The 24,800-nt window shown below is 41.7% G+C and carries 22 protein-coding genes and 1 pseudogene; 10 read left to right on the forward strand and 13 right to left on the reverse strand.

Annotated elements, in window-relative coordinates; all coding sequences use genetic code 11:
* Positions 1-4 precede the first annotated feature (4 nt).
* The 7 genes and pseudogenes from TOL2_RS23060 to TOL2_RS23095 all read right to left on the reverse strand — a co-directional run bounded on the left by TOL2_RS23060 (position 5) and on the right by TOL2_RS23095 (position 9,671).
* Positions 5-457 (reverse strand): complex I 24 kDa subunit family protein, encoded by a 453-nt coding sequence (locus TOL2_RS23060; protein ID WP_014955900.1) that lies wholly within the window; start codon positions 455-457, stop codon positions 5-7.
* A gap of 54 nt (positions 458-511) precedes the next feature.
* Positions 512-1,282 (reverse strand): hydrogenase iron-sulfur subunit, encoded by a 771-nt coding sequence (locus tag TOL2_RS23065; protein WP_083863428.1) that lies wholly within the window; start codon positions 1,280-1,282, stop codon positions 512-514.
* 140 nt (positions 1,283-1,422) lie between these two features.
* Positions 1,423-4,521 (reverse strand): annotated as a pseudogene (locus TOL2_RS23070) (FAD-dependent oxidoreductase); the annotation flags it as partial.
* 125 nt (positions 4,522-4,646) lie between these two features.
* The gene (locus TOL2_RS23080; RefSeq protein WP_014955904.1) at positions 4,647-5,798 is read right to left on the reverse strand and encodes a (Fe-S)-binding protein; all 1,152 of its coding nucleotides are present in this window, start codon (positions 5,796-5,798) and stop codon (positions 4,647-4,649) included.
* 117 nt (positions 5,799-5,915) lie between these two features.
* Positions 5,916-7,136 (reverse strand): molybdopterin molybdotransferase MoeA, encoded by a 1,221-nt coding sequence (locus TOL2_RS23085; RefSeq protein ID WP_014959685.1) that lies wholly within the window; start codon positions 7,134-7,136, stop codon positions 5,916-5,918.
* Positions 7,137-7,180: 44 nt separating this feature from the next.
* Positions 7,181-7,714, reverse strand: a complete 534-nt coding sequence (locus TOL2_RS23090; RefSeq protein WP_014959686.1) for a 4Fe-4S dicluster domain-containing protein — start codon at positions 7,712-7,714, stop codon at positions 7,181-7,183.
* Positions 7,701-9,671, reverse strand: coding sequence for an aldehyde ferredoxin oxidoreductase C-terminal domain-containing protein (locus TOL2_RS23095; protein ID WP_014959687.1), 1,971 nt, complete (start codon positions 9,669-9,671; stop codon positions 7,701-7,703). Before TOL2_RS23095 ends, TOL2_RS23090 begins: the two co-directional genes overlap by 14 nt.
* A 511-nt stretch (positions 9,672-10,182) precedes the next feature.
* Between TOL2_RS23095 and TOL2_RS23100 the strand changes: the two genes are divergently transcribed.
* Positions 10,183-10,635: a winged helix-turn-helix domain-containing protein gene (locus tag TOL2_RS23100; RefSeq protein ID WP_014959688.1), complete on the forward strand. Its 453-nt coding sequence runs from the start codon at positions 10,183-10,185 to the stop codon at positions 10,633-10,635.
* Between the two features lie 119 nt (positions 10,636-10,754).
* Here the strand turns inward: TOL2_RS23100 and TOL2_RS23955 are convergent, their stop codons facing one another.
* Positions 10,755-11,186, reverse strand: a complete 432-nt coding sequence (locus TOL2_RS23955; RefSeq protein ID WP_014959689.1) for a winged helix-turn-helix domain-containing protein — start codon at positions 11,184-11,186, stop codon at positions 10,755-10,757.
* A gap of 167 nt (positions 11,187-11,353) precedes the next feature.
* On the opposite strand from TOL2_RS23955, the gene TOL2_RS23110 reads away from it, so the two are divergent.
* Genes TOL2_RS23110 through mobB form a run of 3 tightly spaced genes read left to right on the forward strand, consistent with a single transcriptional unit; the run spans position 11,354 to position 13,550 of the window.
* A complete protein-coding gene (locus TOL2_RS23110) occupies positions 11,354-11,944 on the forward strand; it encodes an FmdE family protein (protein ID WP_014959690.1) in 591 nt (196 codons plus the stop codon).
* Positions 11,945-11,978: 34 nt separating this feature from the next.
* Complete coding sequence (locus TOL2_RS23115) at positions 11,979-13,034, forward strand: molybdopterin-binding protein (protein WP_014959691.1); 1,056 nt, start codon at positions 11,979-11,981, stop codon at positions 13,032-13,034.
* Entirely contained in the window at positions 13,035-13,550 is a 516-nt protein-coding gene (mobB, locus tag TOL2_RS23120; protein ID WP_014959692.1) for a molybdopterin-guanine dinucleotide biosynthesis protein B, read from the forward strand.
* A gap of 38 nt (positions 13,551-13,588) precedes the next feature.
* Here the strand turns inward: mobB and TOL2_RS23125 are convergent, their stop codons facing one another.
* Both TOL2_RS23125 and TOL2_RS23130 read right to left on the reverse strand, forming a co-directional pair.
* The gene (locus tag TOL2_RS23125; RefSeq protein ID WP_014959693.1) at positions 13,589-15,319 is read right to left on the reverse strand and encodes a YcaO-like family protein; all 1,731 of its coding nucleotides are present in this window, start codon (positions 15,317-15,319) and stop codon (positions 13,589-13,591) included.
* A 68-nt stretch (positions 15,320-15,387) separates the two neighbouring features.
* Positions 15,388-15,822, reverse strand: a complete 435-nt coding sequence (locus TOL2_RS23130; RefSeq protein ID WP_014959694.1) for an MOSC domain-containing protein — start codon at positions 15,820-15,822, stop codon at positions 15,388-15,390.
* 454 nt (positions 15,823-16,276) lie between these two features.
* Between TOL2_RS23130 and panB the strand changes: the two genes are divergently transcribed.
* Positions 16,277-17,068, forward strand: a complete 792-nt coding sequence (gene panB / locus TOL2_RS23135; protein WP_014959695.1) for a 3-methyl-2-oxobutanoate hydroxymethyltransferase — start codon at positions 16,277-16,279, stop codon at positions 17,066-17,068.
* A complete protein-coding gene (locus TOL2_RS23140; protein ID WP_014959696.1) occupies positions 17,055-17,945 on the forward strand; it encodes a Rossmann-like and DUF2520 domain-containing protein in 891 nt (296 codons plus the stop codon). Before panB ends, TOL2_RS23140 begins: the two co-directional genes overlap by 14 nt.
* On the opposite strand, the gene TOL2_RS23145 is transcribed toward TOL2_RS23140, so the two are convergent.
* Both TOL2_RS23145 and TOL2_RS23150 read right to left on the reverse strand, forming a co-directional pair.
* Positions 17,935-20,916, reverse strand: coding sequence for an insulinase family protein (locus tag TOL2_RS23145; protein WP_014959697.1), 2,982 nt, complete (start codon positions 20,914-20,916; stop codon positions 17,935-17,937). The genes TOL2_RS23140 and TOL2_RS23145 overlap by 11 nt on opposite strands.
* 16 nt (positions 20,917-20,932) lie before the next feature.
* Positions 20,933-21,295, reverse strand: coding sequence for a hypothetical protein (locus TOL2_RS23150; protein ID WP_014959698.1), 363 nt, complete (start codon positions 21,293-21,295; stop codon positions 20,933-20,935).
* A gap of 508 nt (positions 21,296-21,803) precedes the next feature.
* On the opposite strand from TOL2_RS23150, the gene rsmA reads away from it, so the two are divergent.
* From rsmA to TOL2_RS23170, 4 genes are all read left to right on the forward strand, one after another.
* Positions 21,804-22,643 carry a 16S rRNA (adenine(1518)-N(6)/adenine(1519)-N(6))-dimethyltransferase RsmA gene (rsmA, locus tag TOL2_RS23155; protein ID WP_014959699.1) on the forward strand — a complete coding sequence of 280 codons (840 nt, stop codon included), beginning with the start codon at positions 21,804-21,806 and terminating at the stop codon, positions 22,641-22,643.
* Positions 22,644-22,656: 13 nt separating this feature from the next.
* A complete protein-coding gene (locus tag TOL2_RS23160; RefSeq protein WP_014959700.1) occupies positions 22,657-22,989 on the forward strand; it encodes a hypothetical protein in 333 nt (110 codons plus the stop codon).
* 170 nt (positions 22,990-23,159) lie between these two features.
* Entirely contained in the window at positions 23,160-23,675 is a 516-nt protein-coding gene (locus TOL2_RS23165; protein ID WP_014959701.1) for a chemotaxis protein CheW, read from the forward strand.
* A gap of 260 nt (positions 23,676-23,935) precedes the next feature.
* Entirely contained in the window at positions 23,936-24,508 is a 573-nt protein-coding gene (locus TOL2_RS23170; RefSeq protein WP_014959702.1) for an NUDIX hydrolase, read from the forward strand.
* On the opposite strand, the gene TOL2_RS23175 is transcribed toward TOL2_RS23170, so the two are convergent.
* Positions 24,505-24,753, reverse strand: a complete 249-nt coding sequence (locus TOL2_RS23175; protein WP_014959703.1) for a hypothetical protein — start codon at positions 24,751-24,753, stop codon at positions 24,505-24,507. The two genes, TOL2_RS23170 and TOL2_RS23175, sit on opposite strands and share 4 nt — an antisense overlap.
* Positions 24,754-24,800 lie beyond the last annotated feature (47 nt).

Consider the following 24,800-nt stretch of genomic DNA (forward strand, 5'->3'; position numbering starts at 1 on the left):
TCCCCTACTCATAAGTTTTTAAGGCTTCTGCTGTTTTGACCGGTGACATCTTCCCATGGACTTTACCACCAACTTCCATCACAGGGCCCAGTGCGCAGCAGCCGAGGCAGTTAACAGTTTCCAGGCTGAATTTCAGATCAAGATCTGTTTCGCCGGGTTTAATACCGATTGCTTCTTCCACCGTATCAAGAATACGGGTGGCTCCGCGGACATGACAGGCGGTTCCCACACAGATGTGGACTTTATGACGCCCTTTGGGAACCAGGCTGAATGCTTTATAAAAGGTGGCAATATGCTGGATACGGGTCAAAGGAACGTCTAATTTTTCACTGACCCTCCCCAAGGCCTCCTTGGGAAGCCAATTGTTTTCACTTTGAATATCAAGCATTATTTGAAGCAAACTGCTTACTTCACCATTATGTTTGTCAATAATTTGATCTACTTTCTCAATTTCCATAAGACGTTATTCCTAATAGTTTTCTTTACCAAGATCCTTTGGTCAAACCATTTATCACTGGACTCGCTGATAACATTTGCTGTCTGTATCATATTTAACCATACCGTGCCGGGATGAACTGATCATGTGCCGGGATACATCAGACGGGTTAAGACCTAATTTCTCAGCAATATCACCGGTTGACAGAGGATTGTCTTTCAGGAGCAACATAATCTGGCTGACAGCCAGTTTATCTGAAAAGATATCACCAAACAATGCGTTCATTTCACTGCTTTCGAAAAACTCGGTATAGGTTTGTTTTGATTTAAACGGAACCCTGAGCCTTTCTCTTTCTGCCAGCCTCATGTAGGGAACAAGTTTCCTGGCGGCTTCAAGCTTGAACTTTACCGTATCAGCGTCCATGCCTTCGCTTTTGCCAAGTGGCCCCAACTCTTTTATCTGTCTTGCAAAATCATCGGTATATTCTGCTAAAAGATTACCGTCCGCACCTGACATAAATTCGGTTCTCAGCCGGTTCGGGTTTAATCCTATGTGTTCCAATATCTTCCTGGCAATGTGTGTATTGGCAAGGGCATCGTAATTGCCATGGGTGACATAATTGCATTCGTCCAATTTACATCCGCCAATAAACACACCGTCTTGTCCGTTTGCAAAGGCTCTGAGTATAAATTCCAGGTCGACTCTACCGGAACACATAACTCTAATAAGCCTCATTTCATTTGCATATTGCAGTCTGGAAACTCCAGCCAGGTCAGCAGCACCATACGCTCACCAATGGCATACAAAACCTAATATTCTTGGTTTAAATTCAAGACCTGTACTCATTGTTTCCTCCTTTATTCATAGCCCCTTTACAAATATTGCGGGCTTTATTCATGGGATAACGCCTATACATTTTCAAGCACCGCATCCATCTGTTCTATGACATCTTCCTTGGCAGCCGCCGTGTCAACCTGTTCAAGCACCGAATCCATCTGTTCTATGATATCTTCTTTTGTAATTGCCGCATCAATCTGATTAAAAAGTGCATCATTGGTAAAATGCTTTAAAACAATGGCATTTGTCGGACACTTTGCATTACACAAACCATCACCTTTACACAAAATCGGATTTACCCAGGCTTTTTTGCCTTTGGGTGTATCACGGAACTCAATGGCATCATATGTACACGCTGTAATACATGCACCGCAGGACACACAATCATATTCATTTACTTTGGCAACAGAACCTGATGCAACAACCGTGTCTCTTGACAAAAGTGTCAGAACACGACCGGCCGCACCGTACGCCTGGTTAATGGTTTCAGGAATATGCTTGGGATAGTGAGCCGTACCGCAAAGGAAAACGCCATCCGTGGCAAACTCAACCGGTTTTAATTTAACATGGGCTTCTTTGAAAAACTCATCCGGGCTCAAGGTTACCTTGAAGTGACCGGCTATTTCTTCTGTTGATTCAGTTGGAATAACAGCAGCTGCCAGAGAAAGAACATCAGCATCCAGTTCAAGTCGCTGACCTAAAATAGGATCAGGCACGGTTACACGGATAATGTCTTTTCCGCCTTCTTTGGCGGTTTGAACAACTGGTTTGTCTTCCGGTGTATAACGGATGAAGCGCACGTCATTTTCCGAGGCTTCCCTATAGGCGTCTTCTCTGAATCCATAGGTTCTCATATCCCTGAACAGGATATAAATGCGCATGTCCGGATTTTTCTCTTTGAGTTTTAATGCGTTTTTAACGGCATGGCCGCAACATACTCTGGAGCAATAATTTCTGTCTTCGTTTCTGCAGCCCACACACTGGATCATCACCAGGCTCTCGGCATTGACAACTGCCGGGTTTGCTTTGGCAATCTCTTCTCCAAGTTCAAGGTGGGTGAAAACAGCATCGTTTTCTCCGTACAGGTATTCAGTGGGCTTGTAAACATCCGCACCAATGGCAAGAACCGAGGCTCCATGTTTGATCACTTTGCTTCTGCCTTCGGTTTCCAAGGTTGTGGTAAAATTGCCCAGGTAACCTGAAACATCTTTGATAACGGCTTCGTGGGATACATGAATCAAGGGGTTTTTATAAACCTGCTGTATCACATTATCCAGGTAGGTTTGAACATCCAGCCCTTCCAGAGTTGAATAAATTCTTCGCGCCATACCGCCCAGGTCTTTGCTTTTTTCCACCAGGTGAACTTCATGTCCCTGGGCTGCAATGGACAATGCACAGGTCATGCCTGCAATACCGCCACCCACAACCAGGGCTGCCTTGTTAACCGGCAGATCAAATTCCTTGAGGGGTTCTAATTGAGAGGCACGTGCCACGGACATCCTGACGATATCCTGTGCTTTTTGTGTGGCTTCCTCTTTTTGCTTGGTATGAACCCAGGAGCAATGTTCCCGGATATTGGCCATGTCAAGGTAATACTGGTTCAACCCTGCTTCCCGGAGAGTGTCTCTGAACAACGGCTCCAGAGTTCTGGGAGAGCATGCTGCAATCACAACACGGTTAAGGCCTTTTTCTTTTGCCAGGTCTGTTATCTCTTTGGCAGAATTGGTTGCACATGAAAAGATCTGTTCTTTTGCGTATACAACATTGGGCAGGGTCAAGGCATACTCAACCGTGGACGGAACATTGACAACACTTGAAATATTTGCACCGCAATGACATACAAAAACGCCGATTCTCGGCTCTTCACCGGACACATCCCGTTCAACCGGATATATTCTCTCTTTGGCCAGGTTTCCCCGCCGGTAGTCAAGCATTTCTCCTATCTGAGAACCTGCTCCGCTGGCGGTAAAAACCGATTCCGGAATATCTGTCGGGCCCTGGAAAGCGCCGCTGACAAAAATCCCTGGTCTGCTGGTTTTGATTGGATTGGAAGAGTCAGATTCACAAAATCCGTGTGAATTAAGATCAATTCCAAACATGTCGGACAACTCTTTATACGCTGCCGGCGGATTCAATCCAACAGACAATACCACCATGTCAAACTCTTCTTCTTTTACGCCTTCATCGGTGGTTGCATATCTGACGGCTACATTCTTGGTTTCCGGGTTTTCCCTTGTCACAGAAGCATAACTTCTTATGAATTCAACTCCGTCAAGCTGTTCGGCTCTCTGAAAGTATCGTTCAAAATCCTTGCCAAAAGAACGAATGTCATTATGAAATATGGTACACTCGGCATCGTCATAATGATGCTTTGTCAAAATAACCTGTTTTTGCGTATAGGTGCAGCATACACCCGAGCAATAGCTGTTATCTCCTTCGGTGACCCGTCTGGAACCAACACATTGAATCCAGGCAATCTTTTTGGGGTGTTTCTTGTCCGAGGCCCGCAATACCTGACCTTCGTAGGGACCTGTGGAAGACAGCAGACGTTCATAGTCCATACTTGTGACCACGTTCTGCATCTTTCTATACCCGTATTCATCTTTTACACTGGGATCAAACGGGGTAATACCTGAAGACAAAATAATCGCCCCGACATTAATATCCGTCTTTTTGGGCGTTTGATTAAAATCTATTGCGTCTGCCTGGCAAACACCACGGCAGATATCACATTTTTCTTCTTTGAGAAAAAGACAGCTGTCATCAATATATGCAACAAGTGGAATAGCCTGGGAAAAATATACATGAACAGCTTTATTCTGGGAAATTCCCTGATTAAACTGATCCGGATATTCTTTTGGGCAGTATTCCATACAAGTTGTACAGCCTGTGCATTTTTCCTCAATAATATATCGGGGTCTGGTTTTCAGGCTGACCTGAAAGTCACCTTTTTCCCCTTCCACTTTTTCAACTTCAGTAAATGTCAAAACCTCTATATTTGGATGCCGGCCGACCTCGACCAGTTTAGGAGAGAGAATTCACATCGAGCAGTCATTGGTAGGAAATGTTTTGTCAAGCTGGGCCATATGGCCGCCAATGCTCGGCGATTTTTCCACCAGGTAAACCTTAAACCCCGCAGTGGCAAGATCAAGAGAGGCCTGTATGCCACTGACCCCTCCGCCAACAACCATCACGTCTCCAAAGTTTTTATCTCCAAGACTGTCGGAAAATAATTGCATATTCTCCATTGGCAATACGTCGTTTCCCACTTTATTTTCTCCTCATCATATTTTCTTAAGTCCTGCCCGGCTAAACCGGACAGGACCGCTTACTTTCAATCAACTTGTGTGTTCAGCGCCTTAAAGCATCTTAACTAAAGCATCTCACTGATAATTTCCGTGATGTCTTTAATCTCCAGAACATCTTCATATTCCAGATTCAGACGGCTTTCTTCAAAGTTGGTGATGCAGTACGGACAGGATGTTGCCAGAACCTGGGCTCCAACCGCATTGGCCTGATCCAGCCTGATATCGGAGAACCTTTCTTCTTTTGGCGTGTCCATCCAGATTCTGCCGCCGCCACCGCCGCAGCAAAGGCTGTTTTTGCCATGGTTTTCCATCTCAACCAGTTCCAGTCCCGGAACTTTTCTTAAAACCTCGCGGGGTTCATCATATACATCATTGTGGCGTCCTAAGTAACACGGATCATGATAAGTTATTTTCTTTGGAAATTCACCTTTAAGTTCGAGACGTCCGTCATTGATCAGTTCCAGTAGATACTGGTTGATGTGAAGAACCTCAAAATTTACCATAAATTCAGGATATTCGTTTTTAAAGGTATGAAAGCAATGAGGGGAAGATACAATGACTTTTTTCACCCCATTGTCGATAAACGTTTTAATATTTTCCTTGGCCAGGCGTTTGAATACATCTTCACTGCCTGTCTTTCTGATGCTTTCTCCACAGCAGTTTTCCTGTGAACCCAGGATACCGAAATCCACACCTGCTTTTTGAAGGATCTTGGCTGTGGCCGTGGCCACTTTTTTCATTCGGGGGTCATAACTCAAATAGCAGCCGACAAAATACAACGCTTCCATACCCTCTGTATAGGGCTTTACGGAAAGGCCGTTCGCCCATTCAGAGCGTTTTTTACGGTCTCCCTGCAAGGGGTTGCCTTCGGAAATCAGACTGGCTCGGGCAGTACGGGCAGACCGGACAGAAGTTGGAAAAACTTCATATTCGGTTGCCACTCTTCTCAGGGCCACGCTGACATCTATCTGTTTGACGCCTCTGGGGCACTGTGACGGGCACATTCCGCAGGTTGTACAACGCCATATATCTTCGCCTTCTATTTCAGTTAAACCAAAAGCCGCCTCTCGAATGAGCTTGCGCATGCTAAAGGGTCGAACCTTATTCCACGGGCAAACCGAATCACACAATCCGCACTGAAAGCATAACTTGAAGACGTCTCCACCGGCCTCTTTTATCTCATCTATTACTTCTATGAAGGGGGCTATAGTTTCCACTGTCTTTATTAATCCTTTTCTTTGCCTTATTGATTTAGTCCTGTTGTTTTAATTTTATATCGCTTATTTAGTTCTGTGTGCAGTTTTAAAATTTCATCTCCTGATCTGAGCCTTTTATCATATGAGCAGCTGCGCAGAAACAACAGCGCTCGCCGGCAAGGATTTTACACCTTCTGGAATCGCCATTACTCCTTGGGCACCGGCCATGGTTTTTAACCGGCTGGTCAGTTTGAGAGGCCTGAAAATGGTATGTTCGTTTCCAGTCCTCAAATATCCGTATACGAATTCGGTCCAGTTGGTGTTACGGCTGCTGACCCCGCTCTGTAGCTTAACCATTATCCTGGGAAGCAATGGACGGCTATGCCCGGCCAGTCTTAAAAGACCCGGCAGTGCAATCTGGAGAAAAGCCATGAGGTTGGACGGCGGACCTCCGGGAAGCAGAAAAACAGGCTTCTGGTTTAGTATTCCAAACCCTACGGCTTTTCCAGGACCCATTCGAATCCGATGAAACAGCTTCTTCCATCCAAGGGTATTCAGCGTGTGGGCAACAAAATCCCGGTCCCCGGTCCATGCACCGCCACTTGTTATCACTGCATCGTGGGTCGCAACAGCCGCTGCTATTTTTTCAATGACGATATCCTTCTTGTCGCTGACAATCGAGCAATATGTGTGCATGCCGTATCGCAAACACCATGCCTTTAACATCTCCATATTGCTGGCGTAAAGCTTTCCGTCAGTAAGCGGTTGTCCAGGGGCCACCAACTCATCGCCTGTCGCCAAAATGGCGACCCTTGGCCGGTGATAAACCGGCAACCTGCCATACCCGGCTGCGGCAAGTGTGCCCATCATACCAGGGGAAAGGCGACTTCCTTTAGCAGCAATCAATTCACCTGTACCGATATCAGCGCCTTTCGGCAAAATATTCCGGCCAGGTTCCGCCGTGTTGAAAACCGTAAGAATATCTTCCCGGCGGGTGGCGAACTCTTCAGCCAGAACCGCATTGGCTCCGTCCGGGATTTTGGCCCCTGTCAGAATTCGAACGGTGGTCCCGCAGGTTACCGCCTGATTGTTCGTACACCCTGCTGCCGCCATTCCGATAATCTTTAATCGCACACTGTTTTGCAGGGTTGCAGACTGGATTTCCTCTGATTGAACCGCATAACCATCCTTCATGGATGCATCAATGGATGGTGAATTTACCTGGGAATAAAGATCCTCGGAAATGATTCTGCCCAGGCATTCGGAAATATCAATCACACGATGGCTATTCAGCGGTGAAATCGTTTCAAGGGTTACTTTTAATGCCTGTTCGTATCCCATAAGCGGTTCATTACGCATAATAAATCTCCCAAATTCCTATTGCAGAGGATATCGTTATTTCTTCAGCCTTTTTGCGAAATTCGGGCACAGGCTGTCTTTATCTTCTCAAATCCATATTGGTCTATCAAAGCATCCAATCCGGCTTCCATTTCATCTATCTCAACTTCTTCATCCACTTCCTCTTCTCTTTCTTCCAAGGTCAGGACATCATTAAGACACCACTCAACACACAAAGGACCACCTTCTTCTTCTTCACACATATCGCATTTTAAAGGAAGCCCGGAATCAGGCTCTTTGAACAGGTCCCTTGACGGACAGGCCGCCCTGCAGAAACCGCACTCATCGTATTCTTTTCCATCAATCACATATTTATCCCTGCCGTTACATTCAGCAGGTGTGTATTCACCTGCAAAAACAGGCAGCCAGATATCTCTTAAACGATGTGTAATAACGCGAATACGGGAGGCTGCCGGGTTAACACTGCTGTATTTTGGTTTAGCGTGAACAGAAGAGCAAACAACCTCACAGGTCCGACAGCCATTGCATTTGTCCGCATCAACTTTTATTGTCTTGATTGTTCTTTTAATTTTGGCCATCTTTTAAAATCCCCCTCTTTTCTAAGTCATCCGCGACATATGCCAGGTCTAATTCTTCCAGTCTCTCTCTTGTGGGAACACCATCGTAATTCCATCCCTTGAATGTATAATATTTGGTCAAGAGATCTTCTTCAAGCTCGGGAAATCTGTGTTTCCAGTGATCTTCAGGCGGCTTTTCATCTGCCCTGACCATACCTCTTATAAGATTAACCGCTCTATGGAGATTCCGGCTTCTGTTAACAATTTTCTTTAAGTCATATCTGTCCACATCCATCCCGGTTGCTGCTGAAATTAATTTGGGATAATTATGTACATGGTAGGGTGGTTTCAGGCAAAATGATCCCATGCCGCAGCATATCCCGAGTGCATCGTCAATGTTGTGCAGCATCTCCATCCAGTCCACAATTTCCGAAGCTGTTTGGGGATCAGGATAGGCTGGGTTTGCTTTGTCTCCTCTAGGTTCCCACTCTGTGAAATATGTTTTGAATTTTTCATCAGGCAACTGTGGCCAGTCTTTTACAAAAGACTCTCTGTTTTCCTTTGAAGGAAAAGGCGCCTGGGGCCAGTTGCCCTCCATCTGGGTAATACTGATTTTTTCGTTGGTCGCATACATCAGGTAATAGAGCGGATCAAGCATTCCCAGCTTGATATTCATCTGTTCATGTTTTTTAGTGGTATTATGATCATATTTTTCAGCACCTTTACCGATACGCTTTGCAGCCCAATAGGTTCCGTCAGCCAAATAATCACCGATACCTTCCCGCCGGGCAACTTTGTCAAGCAGCCAGAAAAATCTTCCTTCATTATCGGACGGACATCCTTCAAAATCATCATCCGTAAATATACCGGCTTCATAAAGTTCAACACCAAAAGCCAGAATCTGCGGGGTTGAAAAGGAGTCCAGTCCGTATTGGAAAGCACGCTGGCAGATTTTCCAGCTGAAATCAAGATCATCCACATGAGCCGCCATGGCGTAAGTCAGCTTTGAGAAGCACTTGATCATGTATTTGGGTACATCATCATGGGAAATCAATGCCCCGCATTGCTGGGGACAATTAAAACAGCTGATAAAGCGCTGGATAGCACCTCTTTGACTCTTCTCCCAACTTTCTTCAATTTCCTTTGTCCAGAAATCTTTTCTTCTGGTACGGGCATTTCCCCAGGCAAAGCTTTCAGTATGCCATTTTTCATCAACATGTTTCATCATTTGAGGTGAGCCTATTCCTGACAGGATTGGCATTACCTCTGGAATGGGATTTTCATTTCTAAAGTCGATGTATTCTCTTACCTCCTTTAGATGCTCCATAAATTCTGCCCCCCGGGCAAGATTAACAGGTTTTGTTCCTCGGACAGCTATCGCTTTTATGTTTTTATCTCCCAGAACAGCACCGCCGCCCCCCCGGCTGGAACTTGATCTTGATTGCTCAATGGAAGCCGTAAAACATCTGTTTTCACCGGCCAGCCCAATAGCTGCGACTTGAACATTAGGATCTTTGAGTTCCTTTCTTATGAGTTCCTGGGTTTCAATCGCGCCTTTACCTTTTAAATGAGAGGCATCCCGCAGTTCAACTTTGTCATTGTGTATCCATATATAAATAAGTTTTGGGGACTTGCCGCGCATGATTACTTTGTCATACCCTGCATACTTTAATTCCGCCGACCAGAATCCTCCCATCATTGGATATGCCAGTAAATTTGTTTGAGGAGAAATAAAGCTGACAAGGGTACGGTTAGCGCTGAAAGTAGGCGTACCGCATAAAAGACCGGTACTGAATATCAGTAGATTCTCAGGGTCAAAGGCTTTCGTTTCAGGAGGAACCCTGTCATAATGTATTTTGACACTGGTGCCGAGACCTCCCAGATGAAGCTCCATCAATTTCGGGTCTGTTTCCACCCGTTCGATGTTTCCTCTCGTTAAATCAATTTCCAAATTATACCCTGTTTCAGCGTATCTCATTATTATCCACCTCCATGTATTGGTTTGTCCATAATTAAAATTTAAACAAACCTTTTTTTCATAAAAATCAAATAACACTGCATTTTAATGGCAAATATTTTGACCTATTAGTGGACTGACAGTGTTGTTCGTTGTGTCAAAAAAGACATAACTATAATGTAGCAATTAAATAACTACAATATAGCGATGTGTCAAGAAAAACATAACGGCAATAAAAAATTATTTTACTTTTAAGATTTATAAAATGAATTTGATTAATCCTGGTCTATAGTCATTTTGTTTCTATTATTGGCGGTCAATTGATGTTTCAGCACTTGCCTGTTTATAATAGACATTGATCCAATCAGAATATTGATCAAAATTTCAATATCAGTTATATATAAAGTGCCACGGGCAGACCTGGTCTTTCGTTCAGATTTGTCCACAACAAAGATTGAAAGTCTTTATGTGATTTTTTTAAGGCTTTCACATAGAAAGTAATAAAAACCATCTAAATTAGGGTCAAAAATAAATGATGGAGAATAGCAAGTTTTATACACGTTCAAAAATATGGCTGGAGGATTCCCAGGGGAATGTAGTATTCGGATTGGGCAGATATCGGATATTAAATGAGATTAAACATCAAGGTTCTCTGAATGCTGCTGCCAAAAAGCTTAAAATGGGATACCGGGCCATCTGGGCAAGGATTAATGCCACAGAAGAGCGTCTCGGACAGAGCCTGCTGGTGAAAAAAGTTGGAGGAACAAGCGGTGGGGGGTCACAGCTTACACCTCTGGCTGAAGATCTGCTCAAGCGGTTTGATAAAATCAGAATAAATATTGAACAAAAAACAGACTTGCTTTTTGAAGAGGATCTGGGATCACACATGGTCATCAACCCTAAAAAAGATTCAAAAACGGGAAAACTTTGCGGGAAGGGGAATCAAGAGGAAGATATTGATTTTCCGGATCAAGCCTTGCTTTGAAATGAAAAAACAAAAATGTTTTTTACAGTAATCAATACCCTGATATCTGTGTATCGGTAACGGGTCATATTCGTTTGTCCTGATCAGGTCAAGGCAGTTTAAATGAAATTTTAGCCTGTTTATTCCTGGTTTGAAAAAATATCTTCAAATATGACATCGTCTGCTTTAATGCACCTTTTTTTTAATTGCCGATACTGTTCAAGAAGGGCTTTGCCGTCTTGGGTCAATTTTGTGCCTTTTTTTTTATCAGCTATGACAATGGGTTTCCCAAAATTTTTTTGAGTGGATTTGATCTTGCTCCAGGCTGTCTTATAGGACATTTTCAGTTCTTTGGCGGTCTGATTGATTGAATTAGTGCGTTCTATGGATTCAAGAATGATCATTCTTCCCGTTCCCATAACGATACCACCGTTATCATTAACAATCAACTGGATAGATTTAAGCTTCATCTGAATCCCTTTTTTAACTTTATCTGTTTTTTCTTCATGATTTATATCGTTTTTTTGATTTCGTGTACATATTTTAAAATTTTTAGCCCAAATAACGGTCATGGCAGATCACTTTGCCACAACAAAGCATGAAAGTTTGTGAGTAAATTTTTGAAGATCGTCATATAAAACTTCTTAATTTTACAATTTTTCTTGACCTTATGTTTGCTTTAACATAAGGTCGAATCCATAAGGTTTGAAAATTGACATATAAAATTTGGAAAGAATAGATGGAAGATTTTGAAACCCTGTTAAAGGGATCTGCAATGGCTCACGGTCATCTTTGTCCAGGTCAGGTTGTGGGCGTTCGCATGGCAATTGAAGGATGCCGTCTTATCGGCCTGGACAATCCCAGAGAATTGCCCCAGATCAAAAAACTCATTGTTTATGTGGAAATGGACAGGTGTGCCACAGATGCCATCTCTTTTGTTACAGGTGTAAGATTGGGCAGACGTTCTTTAAAGTTTGTGGATAACGGCATTATGGCAGCCACCTTTTTAAATATAGAAACCAAAAGGGCTTTTAGGATTGTGTCTACGGAAAACGCCAGACATCTTGCTGAAAAATATGCCCCTGAAATAACTGATAAGAGGGAACAGCAGCTTGTTGCTTATAAGAGGATGTCCCTTCAAGATCTGTTTTCAATTGAAGAGGTACAGGTTGCCATAAACGCCTGTGATATGCCTGGCCCTACACGATTCAAAGCTGTTTGTCAAAAATGCGGACAGGTTGTCCGGGACAAAAGAGAAGTTATGAAAAACAATCAAATTCTCTGCCGGCCATGTGCATTGGGAACCTATTATCAAGCCATCATGAAATAAGAAAAAAATATAAGAGAGAAATAAGGAAGAAAAAATGAGAGAAAATGCCAAGCTTTTACCGTTTATGACCATACCTGTTGAGCAGGCAGTGGGGACCACCCTTGAACATGACATGACCCAAATCATACCGGGAAGATATAAAGGCCCGGCATTCAAAAAAGGACATCAAATAACATCCGGTGATGTATGCCGGTTAATGCGGATGGGTAAAAACAATCTTTATGTTCTGGATTTAGCAGATGATCAGGTACATGAAGATGATGCCGCATTGGAACTTGCATCTGCACTCTCAGGTCCGGGCGTCACCTTTTCTGGATCACCTGCAGAGGGAAAACTGGAACTTCGGGCAGGTTATCCCGGGCTTCTCAAGGTAAATATTCAGGCCCTGGAGGAATTTAATATGTTTCAGGATGTGATGTGCGCCTCCATCCACACAAATACCAGTGTCAAAACAAATCAGAGTCTTGCTGCAACCCGTGCTATACCTCTTGTAATTGATAAAAACAATCTTGACAAGGCTGTGAATTTTGCCAGAGACAATTATCCGATTTTCAGTGTTAAACTCTTTAATCCATTGAAAATCAGATTGATTATCACAGGAGATGAAGTCTATAAAGGTCTGGTCAAAGATAAATTCAAGGCCATTGTTGAACAAAAGACAACAGTTCTTGGCGCAACTCTGGAAGAAGCCGTCATCCTACCGGATAACCGGGAAATGATCAGCAATCAGATCAGACATTATCTTGAAAAAGATACTGATCTGATCATTACTACCGGCGGCATGTCGGTTGACCCGGACGATGTGACAAAAGCCGGGATCGAGGACTCGGGATTTGAAAAAATTCATTATTCGGCAGCCGTGCTTCCTGGTGCCATGTTTCTTCTGGGTTACCATAAAAATACAGCTATTATGGGACTTCCTGCCTGCGGTCTGTACCATAAAATTACCATTTTCGATCTGATCCTGCCACGGTTGATGGCCGGTGAAAAACCGGGCTTAAGAGATCTTGCCAGGTTAAGCCACGGCGGTCTGTGCCTGAACTGCAAGCCCTGTAGGTTTCCAGCCTGTTCTTTTGGAAAGGCGGGATAAATGATTCCTTTTCATGTTATCGGGCAACCAGGTTCCGGGAAAACAACCTTGATAGTGGATATCATAACAAAAATGGTTAAAACAGGCATTGCAGTTGGCTCTATCAAGCACAGTTCCCATAACCATGAACTGGATAAACCCGGAAAAGATTCATTTTTGCACAGAAAGGCCGGTGCATCACCTGTGACGATGATGACCCGGGATCTTACAGCCGTTTATATGCCCAGAACTCATGATATGACACCGGACAGCATCATAAAAAAGTTTTATACCCACCTGGACATTGTACTAATAGAAGGCTGGATAAGCGGGCCATATGATAAAATTGAAGTCTGGAGAAAAGATTTGAAAAAACCCCCGCTTTTTCCTGATATTTCCAAGGTAAGGGCTATTGTCACCGATGATCCGTTGGATTCCAAAATAAAACAACAGGCAGATGACCGTAACATAAACTGCTTTAAAAGAAGCTGTGTTACAGATATTTCCGCTTTTTTGTCAGGAATGATAAATGCCTGAGTTTTACCTGCAGTATGTTTAATGGTCAAAGGTGGCGGTTAATCTGCATTCAATCTCTCAATATTCTCTCTGGCAAATGTAATGGATGGATCAATTTTCAGGGCCATTTCATAATATTTGACAGCCAGTGCCTTTTCGCCCAGCTCCCGGTAATTTGAACCGATATTGGCATAGTTGATGGCAAGGGAAGGATCTACTTCAAGGGCGGTTTCAAAACAGGTAATGGCAGCCTCATGATTTTTCATCATAAAATGGCAGAATCCCATGGTATTTAACATGTCCGGTCTCTGTTCATCAATCTTCAGGCCTTGTTTGCAGATTTCAATGGCCCGGTCATATTGTTCAAGATCTTTTAAGCAGGTACCCATGTGGGAACAGATATCCGGCAGATTAAGCTCTGCAGGATCACGGTTCAGTGCGGTTTCAAATTGGGTTAAAGCAGCTTCCATGTCATAAATTGCAGAGAGCATCAGGCCCTTGTAAAAGCTTGTGTAGTACTGGCCGGGCAATGCTTTTTCCAGATCATCCAGCCGAGACAGGGCCTGGACAGGATCAAGGCTTTCCGTAATCAGTCTGGCGGAAAACATGCCCACACTGGCTGCAACCGCTCTTTCTCTGAAATGTGCCCCGGGAATGATCGCATAAAACGCGGGAATCTCAAGTTCATCATGCATGGTACTGATGGCAAGAACCTGATATCCCCGTTTGTCCAGAGCATGGATCAGGTTTTCAACTTCGGTTTTGATGTTATTGCTTGAAAGGTCGGGCAATGCATCCATATCAATCATTTTTTCAGGATGGGTGATAAATTCAGCATCTTTAATGTTGGTAAATTTCGGCAGACCACTTGCCACATAATTGGAGCCTGAATTAAAGTCACCTGCCAGTTGGGCTGTTTCCGTAAGGGCACGGCTCATGGCTTTCTGGGGGTCGGGCGATGTTCCGGCGGTCCATACAATTTCACTCATATCGGGAAATGTTGCAGGGTCCCAGGCAAGGACACCAATGGTGGAGATGCCCGTATCCAGTGAAAAATCAGACGCATACACCTTAATCCCTTCTTTTTTATAGTTCTCCAGCATTTCAATGACCAGAGGATCAGTAAAAGACTCAAGATTTATTCCGGGAATGTTTCGTTTTTCATGGCTGACAATTGACGAGGTGTGCCGTTCGACCAGTTCGCAAATACCCTGGGTTAAGGCTTCTTCCGTACAATTTCCCGCGCTGGGACCGTTAAATTCATTGATCATGTAGAACCAGTTAAAGGGGATCATAACTTCTTCTTTTTTTGTCAGATTATATCCCATGGTCCATTTTAAAGGCAGTTCATCAAAGATCTTTTTTACTTTAAATGCATCTTCTTGGTTGTCGTGGACGGATTTTATTATTTCTTCATAAGCAAGGGCTTTTTCTCCCAACTCTTTTGGGGTTGAATAAAAAAAGTGTTCTTCTTTTTTTACAAAAGAAAAAAAACTGAACCGTTCTGCAAGTTCCATCACGGCGCTGGCTTCCGACTGTTCAGGTGTCCCGCCTTTGCCCATTTGTTTTTTTGTGCCTGTCACTTTTATGGCATCTGCTCCGCATTCACTGAAAAAAACCGGAATGTTCAATCGCCCATTATCAATCCTTCGGGTTTGACTTAAAATATCAAGATTCAGTTTGGCTGTTTTTTCTTTGAATCCGGCCACAGTCTCTTCCGGAGACATGATTTTGTCCTGGTCATAAGTATACCCTTTAAAGGCATCTGTTAACTCAATTTTGTAGCTCATGAATTGTCCTTGCAAAAATTCCTATCTGTTATCCATACCCGTTGCTTTATTATGTTTGGCGACCCGTTCTATTCAATGATCTGTTCTATTTGATCTCCAACCTTAATTGTTCCACCTTTTAGAATCTTAGCAAATACACCTTCTTTGGGCATAATGCAATCCCCGGTCCGGTAAAAAATAACACATTTTTTATGGCACTCTTTTCCGATCTGGGTAATTTGCACAATCGCGTCTTCCCCAAGTTTGAAGCGCCTGCCAATGGGCTGGTGTTTCCAGTCAATCCCGGTTGTTGCAATATTTTCAGCAAAATCCCCAAAGTTTAATTTAAAATCTTCGCTGCCGGCTTTTTCAATGCTTTCCGAAGCCAGAAAGCTCAATTGCCTGTGCCAGTCACCTGCGTGGGCATCATCTTTTATCCCGTGATTTTCTATAAGCTCTGCTTGCTGGATACATTTTTTTGTTGTTCCTTTTTTTTTGCTGACAGCAATGGAAACAATTTTCATTTTTAAACCTCCTGTAATCGATTGTGATATAAGCGCATATCATATAGGGATAGATTCCTGAAATAACAACCCTTTCGATTGATTTCAATTTATTGAAAATATAATCAATTCAACAAAACAATACCACAACGTGGCAATATATGTAAATCGTTATTTTTTCAACTGACCGGCATTACAGACTTTCCGGGTCTGTAATTGCTTGATGTCAAAACAAACTGCAAACCAGCAGAGTATCAGGATAAAAACAAGTTTTTTTAACAAGTGATCTGTCATTGCAAAACTTCAAAATTCCATGGTCACATGAAATCTATCATAGACAATACAAATAATTCAGGCTACACATCTCAAATTAGAAGGGTATTGTAACTTGACCGGTTTTATTTTAATATTGATGAATAAATGGTATCATAATTTTCGCTTGATGAACTTTAATCATTAATTTGAGGAGAAAAAAATGCAACCCAGGGTAACAACATCAACACTGATTAAAATGAAACAGGAAGGGCAAAAGATTACAGCCTTGACAGCGTATGATTATCCCTTTGCAGGTATGCTGGATCAGGCAGGAATCGAGATGATTCTGGTGGGTGATTCCCTTGGCATGGTGGTACAGGGAAAGGAGAATACACTTCCGGTTACCATGGATGAGATGATTTACCATACCGCAATGGTCTCCAGAGCCTGCGACTTTTCAATGGTTGTTGGTGATATGCCGTTTATGTCTTACCAGGGTTCCCTTGACACAGCCATTGAAAATGGAGGGAGATTCTTAAAAGAAGCGGGTGCATCAGCCGTCAAACTTGAAGGTGGTGCAGCAGTCTGTCCTGTCATAAGTGCCTTGGCAAAGGCTGGTATCCCGGTACAGGCCCATATTGGCCTGACCCCCCAATCCGTACATCAAATGGGCGGGTTCAAGGTTCAAAGGGATGAGGAAAGACTTTTAAAAGATGCCCGGGATGTCCAGGCTGCAGGTGCTTTTTCCGTTGTACTCGAAGGCATTCCATCACCTATTTCCGCAAAAATCACAAAAGAGCTTCAAATCCCCACCATCGGTATTGGTGCCGGTGCTGAATGCGACGGCCAGATCCTTGTTCTTCATGACATGCTGGGAATTAATAACCGGTTTTTGCCCAAATTTGTCAAAAAATATGCTGACCTTGCAGGCGTGGCAAAAAAGGGCCTGGAACAATATATCAAAGAAGTAAAGGGCGGGGAATTTCCCTCAAAAGAATATGAATACAAATAAAAAAAGCCTGGAATTCTGTGTTATCGGTTGTGGCAGACTGGGAATATCCCTTGCTGTATTTCTTTCAAAGCAGGGGTTTATTCCAAAGGCTTTTTCAAGCAAAAGTCACAAGTCAGCTCAAAAAGCCATGGAATTTGCAGGCAGCGGACAAGTGTTTAAAACGGCCGTGGAAGCTGCAAAAGCCTGTGATCTTGTCTTTATAACAACTCCTGATACTATTATTGAACCGGTATGTGAAAAAATAGCAATGGCTGATGGGTTTAACAGCAATTCAGTTGTTTATCACCTGTCAGGGGCTTTAAGTTCAAGCATACTTTTGTCGGCAAAAAAAGCAGGTGCAAGTACTGGGTCCATCCATCCGCTACAGGCTTTTGCTCCCTACGAAGATGGTCAAAAATCACCGTTCAAGGGCATTAACATGTCCATCGAAGGAGATGATAAAGCGGTTGAGTTTGGAAAGGAAATTGTTAATGCATTAAAGGCCAACTCCTTTACCATCCCGACCCATGCTAAAACCGTGTATCATGCCTCTGCTGTAGTGGCCTCCAACTATTTGGTTACCCTGGAGCATTTTGCCCTGGAGCTGCTCAAGCAAGCTGATTTGTCAGAAGAAAATGCCTATGAAATTTTAGAGCCGCTGATCATGGGGACTTTAAACAATATCAAGGCAAGGGGCAGTATTAACGCCCTTACAGGCCCTGTTGCCAGGGGAGATGATGTGATTGTTTCCAGGCATCTTTCAGACATTGATAAAAAACTGCCGCAATTTTCAGATCTCTACCGGCTGCTGGGAAAACATACCCTTGATATTGCAGCCGGCAAAGGCGAGATCAGTGATGATGCCCGGCAAAAACTTACAGACCTGTTTAAATTTTAAACAAGTTTAACTGTTTTTCTTCCAAGGAAAGTTGAATGTTGGCTTGTTCAAGGCTTGCCTTGCTGGATATAACGGCAGTCCCTTTCAAAGTTTCATTAATGGTAAAATACGATTCGGCAATATCTTGGATTCTTTTTTTGTCCAGTTTCAACAAAGAATCCTTGAATTGCCGGCGAATATCGTCATCCAGTTTTGTGATATCCCTGTAAAATGCTTTCATGGCTGCAGGCCCCGGGGTCTCAGGCTTGTCAATTTCCGAACAGACCTGTAAAATAGCCTCTTTGATATCGGTTTGAGAATAGTCGCCATTGGAAATAAAATCGCAAGCTTTTTTATAAACATCCAAAGTTCTTTTAATATGGGGATCACGGTAGGACCCGAATGAGAACAATCCCTCTTCAGGGTTATATATGGCAAAACCTCCGTATGCACCGCCTTTTTCCCTGATTTCACGATGAAGATACAATGACCTGAGTATCTTGCTGATCACTGCAAGTCCGGGTGAGTCCTCATGGGTCATTCGAACGGTTTTAAATGACTGCCCCACAAAAGAGACGGAAGTGTTTGTATACCAGCCGTCATAAGGCAAATCCTGTTTAAAGGATATATCCGGTGTAAAAAAAGAGGATTCAGAATCATTGGAAAGCTTTTTATGAATGGCCTTAATCCTTTTTTCAGCAACGGTAATAGAAGATTTATCACCAATTATGGCAGGCTTGATATTTCCCCTTGTTAAAACAGATTTGGCAATTTTCCCCAGATTTTTTGACAGGGTTTCAAGAATTTTATTTTTCTTGTCATCTGTTTTAAATTGCTCGGTTATCCCTTTGATGAATTTATATTGAGCAATACCGTGCCAGAGTTCATTAATATACGAGGCTTGTGAAAGATGCCTGGAGGCAAGTGAGATGGCATACCTGTGACCGTTTGACACAATGGAGGCTTCCATACCTGCCTGGTATTGCAGCAAAAGACTTTTCAGCCGGTCAAAATCCTTGAAACTATAGGCTTCAACAAACTCTTTTATCAGATCAAACAGACGTTCAACATTCCTGTCCAGAACCTTGCCCTGAAGAGCAAGAAATGAATGCGATTGTGCCTCTTTTGAAAAATAAGATCCTGAAAACGGAGTTGCCGATATTCCCCCGGTATACATATCCATAAGTTCTGCTATTTTTTCATAGGAATGTTTCTTTGTGCCGCTGTTTATAAAAGATTGACAAAAAAATGGAACAAGGGCAAAAAGATCGGTGGGAATATTGCCGGCACCCATGGGGCAGGTAAAATACAAGATACCAGACGTGGCCTTATCATAGCAGGTGGAAAAAGTAACATTTTTGACTGTGTCAGGCTTGATAATCTCTATTTCAGGCGGTACATCAACAAGATCAAGGGTGGGCAGTACAGAAACATCTTCCTCTTTTTCCTGGAGCTCTTCAAGGATTTTGGCATCTTTTTTGATCTGTTCAAGATCTTTTTGGGTCATTTGTTTTAAAAGAGCTTTAAGCTCTTTTTTAGTTTCTTGGATATTTTTTTGTTCAAGAGTTGTATCCGGTTCAAGTGTGAAAAGGACTCTGTGAGAATTTTCAAGAAAATATTGTCTTAGCTTGTTTTCAAGAAACAAACCTTTTTTTATCTGTTTTTTCAGTTTATCCAGATCGTCATCAATATTAACACAAGAGACAGGATCTCCATCATGGATAAGCGTACCTGCAAAGGAGAGCAATAATTTTATACCAAAGGGGTAAGGTGTATTGGTAATTTCTTTTCTGTGAAATTCTATCTGGTGAATAGCCGAATCAATCAGATTCTGATCAATGCCCTTGTCTGCCAGCTTCTCAATGGTTGAAAAAATAATATCTTCCACTTGTTTAACAGAATCCTTGGTAATATCCTTCAGGCCGCATGTGAACAGGGTGTCCCGATTGTCCGAGTCAAAACCGGTTGAATCTGACAAGGCAGTTCCCAGATTGGAATCGATCAGGGCTTTTCTAAGTGGAGAGGCAGAATTGCCCAGAAGAATCTGTTCCAGAACAGTGAGGACAAGAATTTCAAAAGAGTCTTTGATATCACAGGTCAGCCAGGCTACACACGCCTGGTATTTCTTTGACAGGTCTTCCGGGTCTGAGTAAGCATAGGCTTGTGTTGCTTTTCTGGGAGTATCCCACCTGGGTTGGGACGGGACTTTTGAATCAATGTCAAGCCGTTCAAATTTATCAAGTACTTTTTTACCGATAAAGAGAAGAGTTTCTTCCAATGGTAAATTGCCATAGGTATAAAAATAGGAATTGGAAGGATGATAATACTCGGCATGGAAATCCTTAAGGTTTTCCCAGGTAAGGGTCGGGATTTCAGATGGTTCGCCGCCTGAATTATATCGATAGGTCGTATCCGGGTAAAGAGATGCAAGCAAAGATCTGCCCAAAACCTGGGCAGGCGAGGACATGGCACCTTTCATCTCATTATAGACAACGCCTTTGTATTCAAGCTCAATATCCTTATCCTCGGTTTCAATAATCTCCAGGCGATGACCTTCCTGTTTAAAGCTCAATTCATCAATCCGTGGAAAAAAAGCTGCATCAAGGTAAACATTCATCAGATTATAATAATCTTTGGGATTCTGGGTGGAGAACGGATACATGGTCCAATCCGATGCGGTAAATGCATTCATAAATGTGGACAGGCTTCTTTTGATCATGGAAAAAAAAGGATCACGGACATTAAATTCTTTTGAACCGCATAATACCGTATGCTCAAGTATATGTGCCACACCAGAGGAATCCTGTGGAACTGTTCTAAAAAACACACCAAAGGTGTTTTCCTTATCTTTATTTAAAATATGGATATGCCTGGCTTTTGTTTTGATATGTTCAAGTTGAACCATAAGGGAATCAATAGTTTCAAGAGGTGTGACCTGTGTGATGGTATATCCGCACAAATTCTGCCCCTTTTTAAATGCAATGCTTTCCATGTGTTTGCTTTTCCTCTCAAACTTTTTTGTAGATACCTCGCGTTACCCGTTTAATTCTCTCTATCTTGTCCAGTCTGAATATAATATTTCTCAATTTTTTATCATCAAATCCAGTGGCTGCTTTAATGGTCTTAAAATCCGTACCTTCCGGGTGATTGGCAATCACGTCCAAAACAATGGAAGAAGCACTTTTCCGCCTGATCGTTGGTTGTGTTTTTTCCTTTTTAGCCACCGGTTGTTTCTGATAAAGTAATTGCTCGAGTTTGTCAAGCCGGACATGTAAAAAGTTAATGTCTTGTTTTGTTGGGATATCAAGTCTGCTTAATAATAATTTTACAAAATTTTCCCAATTAGTTTCTTGATCTTGTTTTTCTATCATAATACACCTCCCAAAATAAAATATTTATTCTTAAATAATAACAGGTTAAAAAATATTAACCCAATACTCAGGATATTAGAATCAAGAAAAAATAACTATCTAAAAACTGAAATCAGCTTTTCTTGGTTATGTACCCTGTCTTTTAATTATTAATAGTATATATAATAAGTACTTGCATGCGATAAGAAAGTCAAGTAGTAATTTTTCGTACAATTTTATCAGCCTGTTGGCAATATTACTGAAAGCAAGCAAAACAGAAGGTTTCCCTGAAATTCTGACAAGTAATTCTTTAATAATGAGTTCTTAATTTTTTATGCACATTATCTCATTTTTATTTTTAGCCGGTTATTTTTTTTAAACAACTTTCAGGTATTGATTTTATATTTAGAATCCATTGATAAGTTGATAGATCCTCTTTAAAATGATATTGAATTGATCTAAACTAATATTAGAATACTTCTGATAAGAATATGCAGAAAAAATAAAAGTACAAATAAAAGGTTATGGCATGACACATCCCGGGCAATTGTTAAAACAAAGAAAATTGTATGCAGGAAAAGAACTGGGACAAAATTTTCTTTCAAATCCAGACACGGCAAGAATAATTGTTGAAAAAACAGGCATATCAAAAGAAACCCGGGTTCTAGAAATCGGTTCCGGTTTAGGAGCGCTCACAATTCCCATTGCACGGATTGCATACCATGTGACAGCTGTTGAAAAAGATTCCCGCCTGATCCCTCTTCTGCAACAGGAACTGGATACGGAAGGTTTTAAAAATGTAGAAATTATCAATAAAGATGTCTTAAAACTCGATATAGCTGAGATTGCCAAAGACAATAAGCTTGTGGTCATAGGAAATCTTCCCTATAATATTTCGTCACAAATTTTATTTCGACTGATTGAAAAAAGAACCTGTATTGAAAAGGCTTTTTTAATGTTTCAAAAAGAACTGGCAAACAGGATTATTGCACCACCTGGCGGAAGAGATTATTCAAGGCTGTCAGCAGTTGTTCAATATGCTGCACAAGTAAGTCGTGTCGCGAAAATTGGCCCGTCGTCTTTTTTCCCAAAACCTGAAGTTGATTCAACTATTTTAAGATTCAATTTTTTTGAAACCAAAGAATTTAATCTGGAACAGGAAAAAACATTATTTAATGTAATCAAGGCTGCTTTTTCAAAACGAAGAAAATCTTTAAAGAATTCAATGACAGGCGGCGAATTTAAATTTGAAAAAGCTTTTATTCTTAAGGTATTGGAATCGGCCGGCATAGATTCTCAAAGAAGGGCGGAAACGCTTACAGTTGATGAATTTAAAGCGCTTGCCCTGGCGATATGGAAAAAAAGATGAGGGACAAAACAAGATGACTACAAAAATTTCCATTAATAATTTGATTGAAATCGTCAAGGCCGGTGGAAAAATAAAAAAAGGTGTCGATGTTTATAACTCAAAGGGTGTTTTACTTCTTGATAAGAGTGTCCTTTTAGAAAGAGTAAAGGTCATAGAAATCGTAAAAGATAACAGTATTAATTTGGTTCCGGTCAATACGAAATTTGATGAAGGCCTTTGGGATATTAACGGCAATCAGATTAATTTAACTGCATACAGATTAACTGATAGTAAAGATCCTGATACTCAAAAAATCCTGCCGTCTGTCCGGAGATTACTACCAATGAAATCGAGATGCAGCTTTTGAAAATTAAAGAAACAACTGAATTGAAATAGAATACGGAAACACTAAAGAACGGTCATGACAGATAAGATTACCACACAAAAAGGTGAAAGAGTTCTGATTCCAAAAGGTTAGGAGTTCTTTTATGTAAAAAATCAATTAATAATAACTGATTTTAAAAAAAGGAAAACAACATGGCGAAGATGACAGAAACTATGGACCAGGCGCTTAAGGCTATAACGGTTAAAACAGGCAAATACCTGACATTTTTCCTTAATAAGGAAGAATATGGTATTGGCATCCTGAAAGTCAAAGAAATTATCGGCATGATGCCAATCACTTCCGTTCCCAGAACACCGGCGTTTGTAAAAGGAGTTATTAATTTACGAGGCAAGGTCATTCCGGTTATTGACCTCAGACTAAAATTTGAAATGGAATCAATTTCCTATTCAGAACGAACCTGCGTCATTGTTGTGGAAATTGAGACAAATTCTGAAACCATACTGATCGGTATTGTGGTTGATGCAGTGTCTGAAGTGCTAAATATTAAGGAAAGCGACATTGAAGAAACTCCGGCGTTTGGAACCAGCCTGAACACGGAATATATTCTAGGCATGGCAAAAATGGAGGGTGGTGTAAAGATTCTTCTTGATATTGACAAAGTTCTTAACGCAGATGAAATCTCTGCACTTGAGAAAACAGCGGACTAATTCAACAATAAAATTTAAAATAATAGAAATTGATACAGCCTTGATCACTACGTCTCCAACTGTCCAGGCTGCAGATGTAGTGATCAAGCCATGAAAAACTTTAGATTCAATGTTGTTTCCTTTTTGACAGTACTTGTGCAAAATTAATTCTGATAACTGTACTTTAAATTTTCATATGAGCTTTTCCCGATTTGACAATGGCAATCTTTCATTGTATTTTTTTGGAAGTTGGATTCAATATATTATATATAAAGGTTTTTATGGATAAAAACGAGTGTATTGATATTATTCGATCAGCGGTTCAAAACGGTTCCCATCCCGGGCCTCCTGAGGCTGACCTGTTTCAGCCAACCAGTGTGATTGCGCTGTTTGTTTTTAATAAAGAAATTGAACTGCTGTTTATTCAGAAAGCAGATATAAAGGGATATCCCTGGCGTAACCAGATGGCGTTTCCAGGCGGTCATAAAGACAAGAATGATCTTTCAACAAAGGATACGGCATTAAGGGAACTGACCGAAGAAATGGGGATCAGCCGGGAGAATGTAGACGTTATCGGTTCTCTTGGGCATTTTCAAACTATAAACAGCAAGGATATTGAAGCATGGACCGGTATATGGAATCATAAAGACCGCATCCGGCATGATGCCTCTGAAATATCCCGGGTGTTTCAGATTCCGTTAAAGTATTTGATTGATCTGCACAAAGAAAAACAATTTCATCTGCACTCACCCAATGTCATGCTTCTTACCTACCCCTATGAAGATGTCCTGATCTGGGGTGTGACTGCCAAAATTGTATATCATCTTATAGAAATTTTGTTAAAGAACCGTTAATTGTTTTTAGACCGGTTTTTAAGTCTTGAAAATATTTTAACCACCAGAAATAAGCTTAAAAATGTCAGGACACCGGGGAACCATATATGTTCCTGAAAATCAGGGTTGCCTAAAGCTACAAAGACACCTGTAACAGCAAAAGCAAAGACAAAAATCATAACAGTGATAAGTGCCTTGCAGGCAAAATTTGAATCATGCCAGGGCGTTATGGGTTTTCTGAAAAAAGGATTTTGATCTAGTTGCATTAGTATTTGCATTCCTGTTAAGGTTGTGCTAAAACCACAATATATAG

Origin of the sequence: Desulfobacula toluolica Tol2, assembly GCF_000307105.1 — a bacterium.
GTDB lineage: Bacteria > Desulfobacterota > Desulfobacteria > Desulfobacterales > Desulfobacteraceae > Desulfobacula > Desulfobacula toluolica.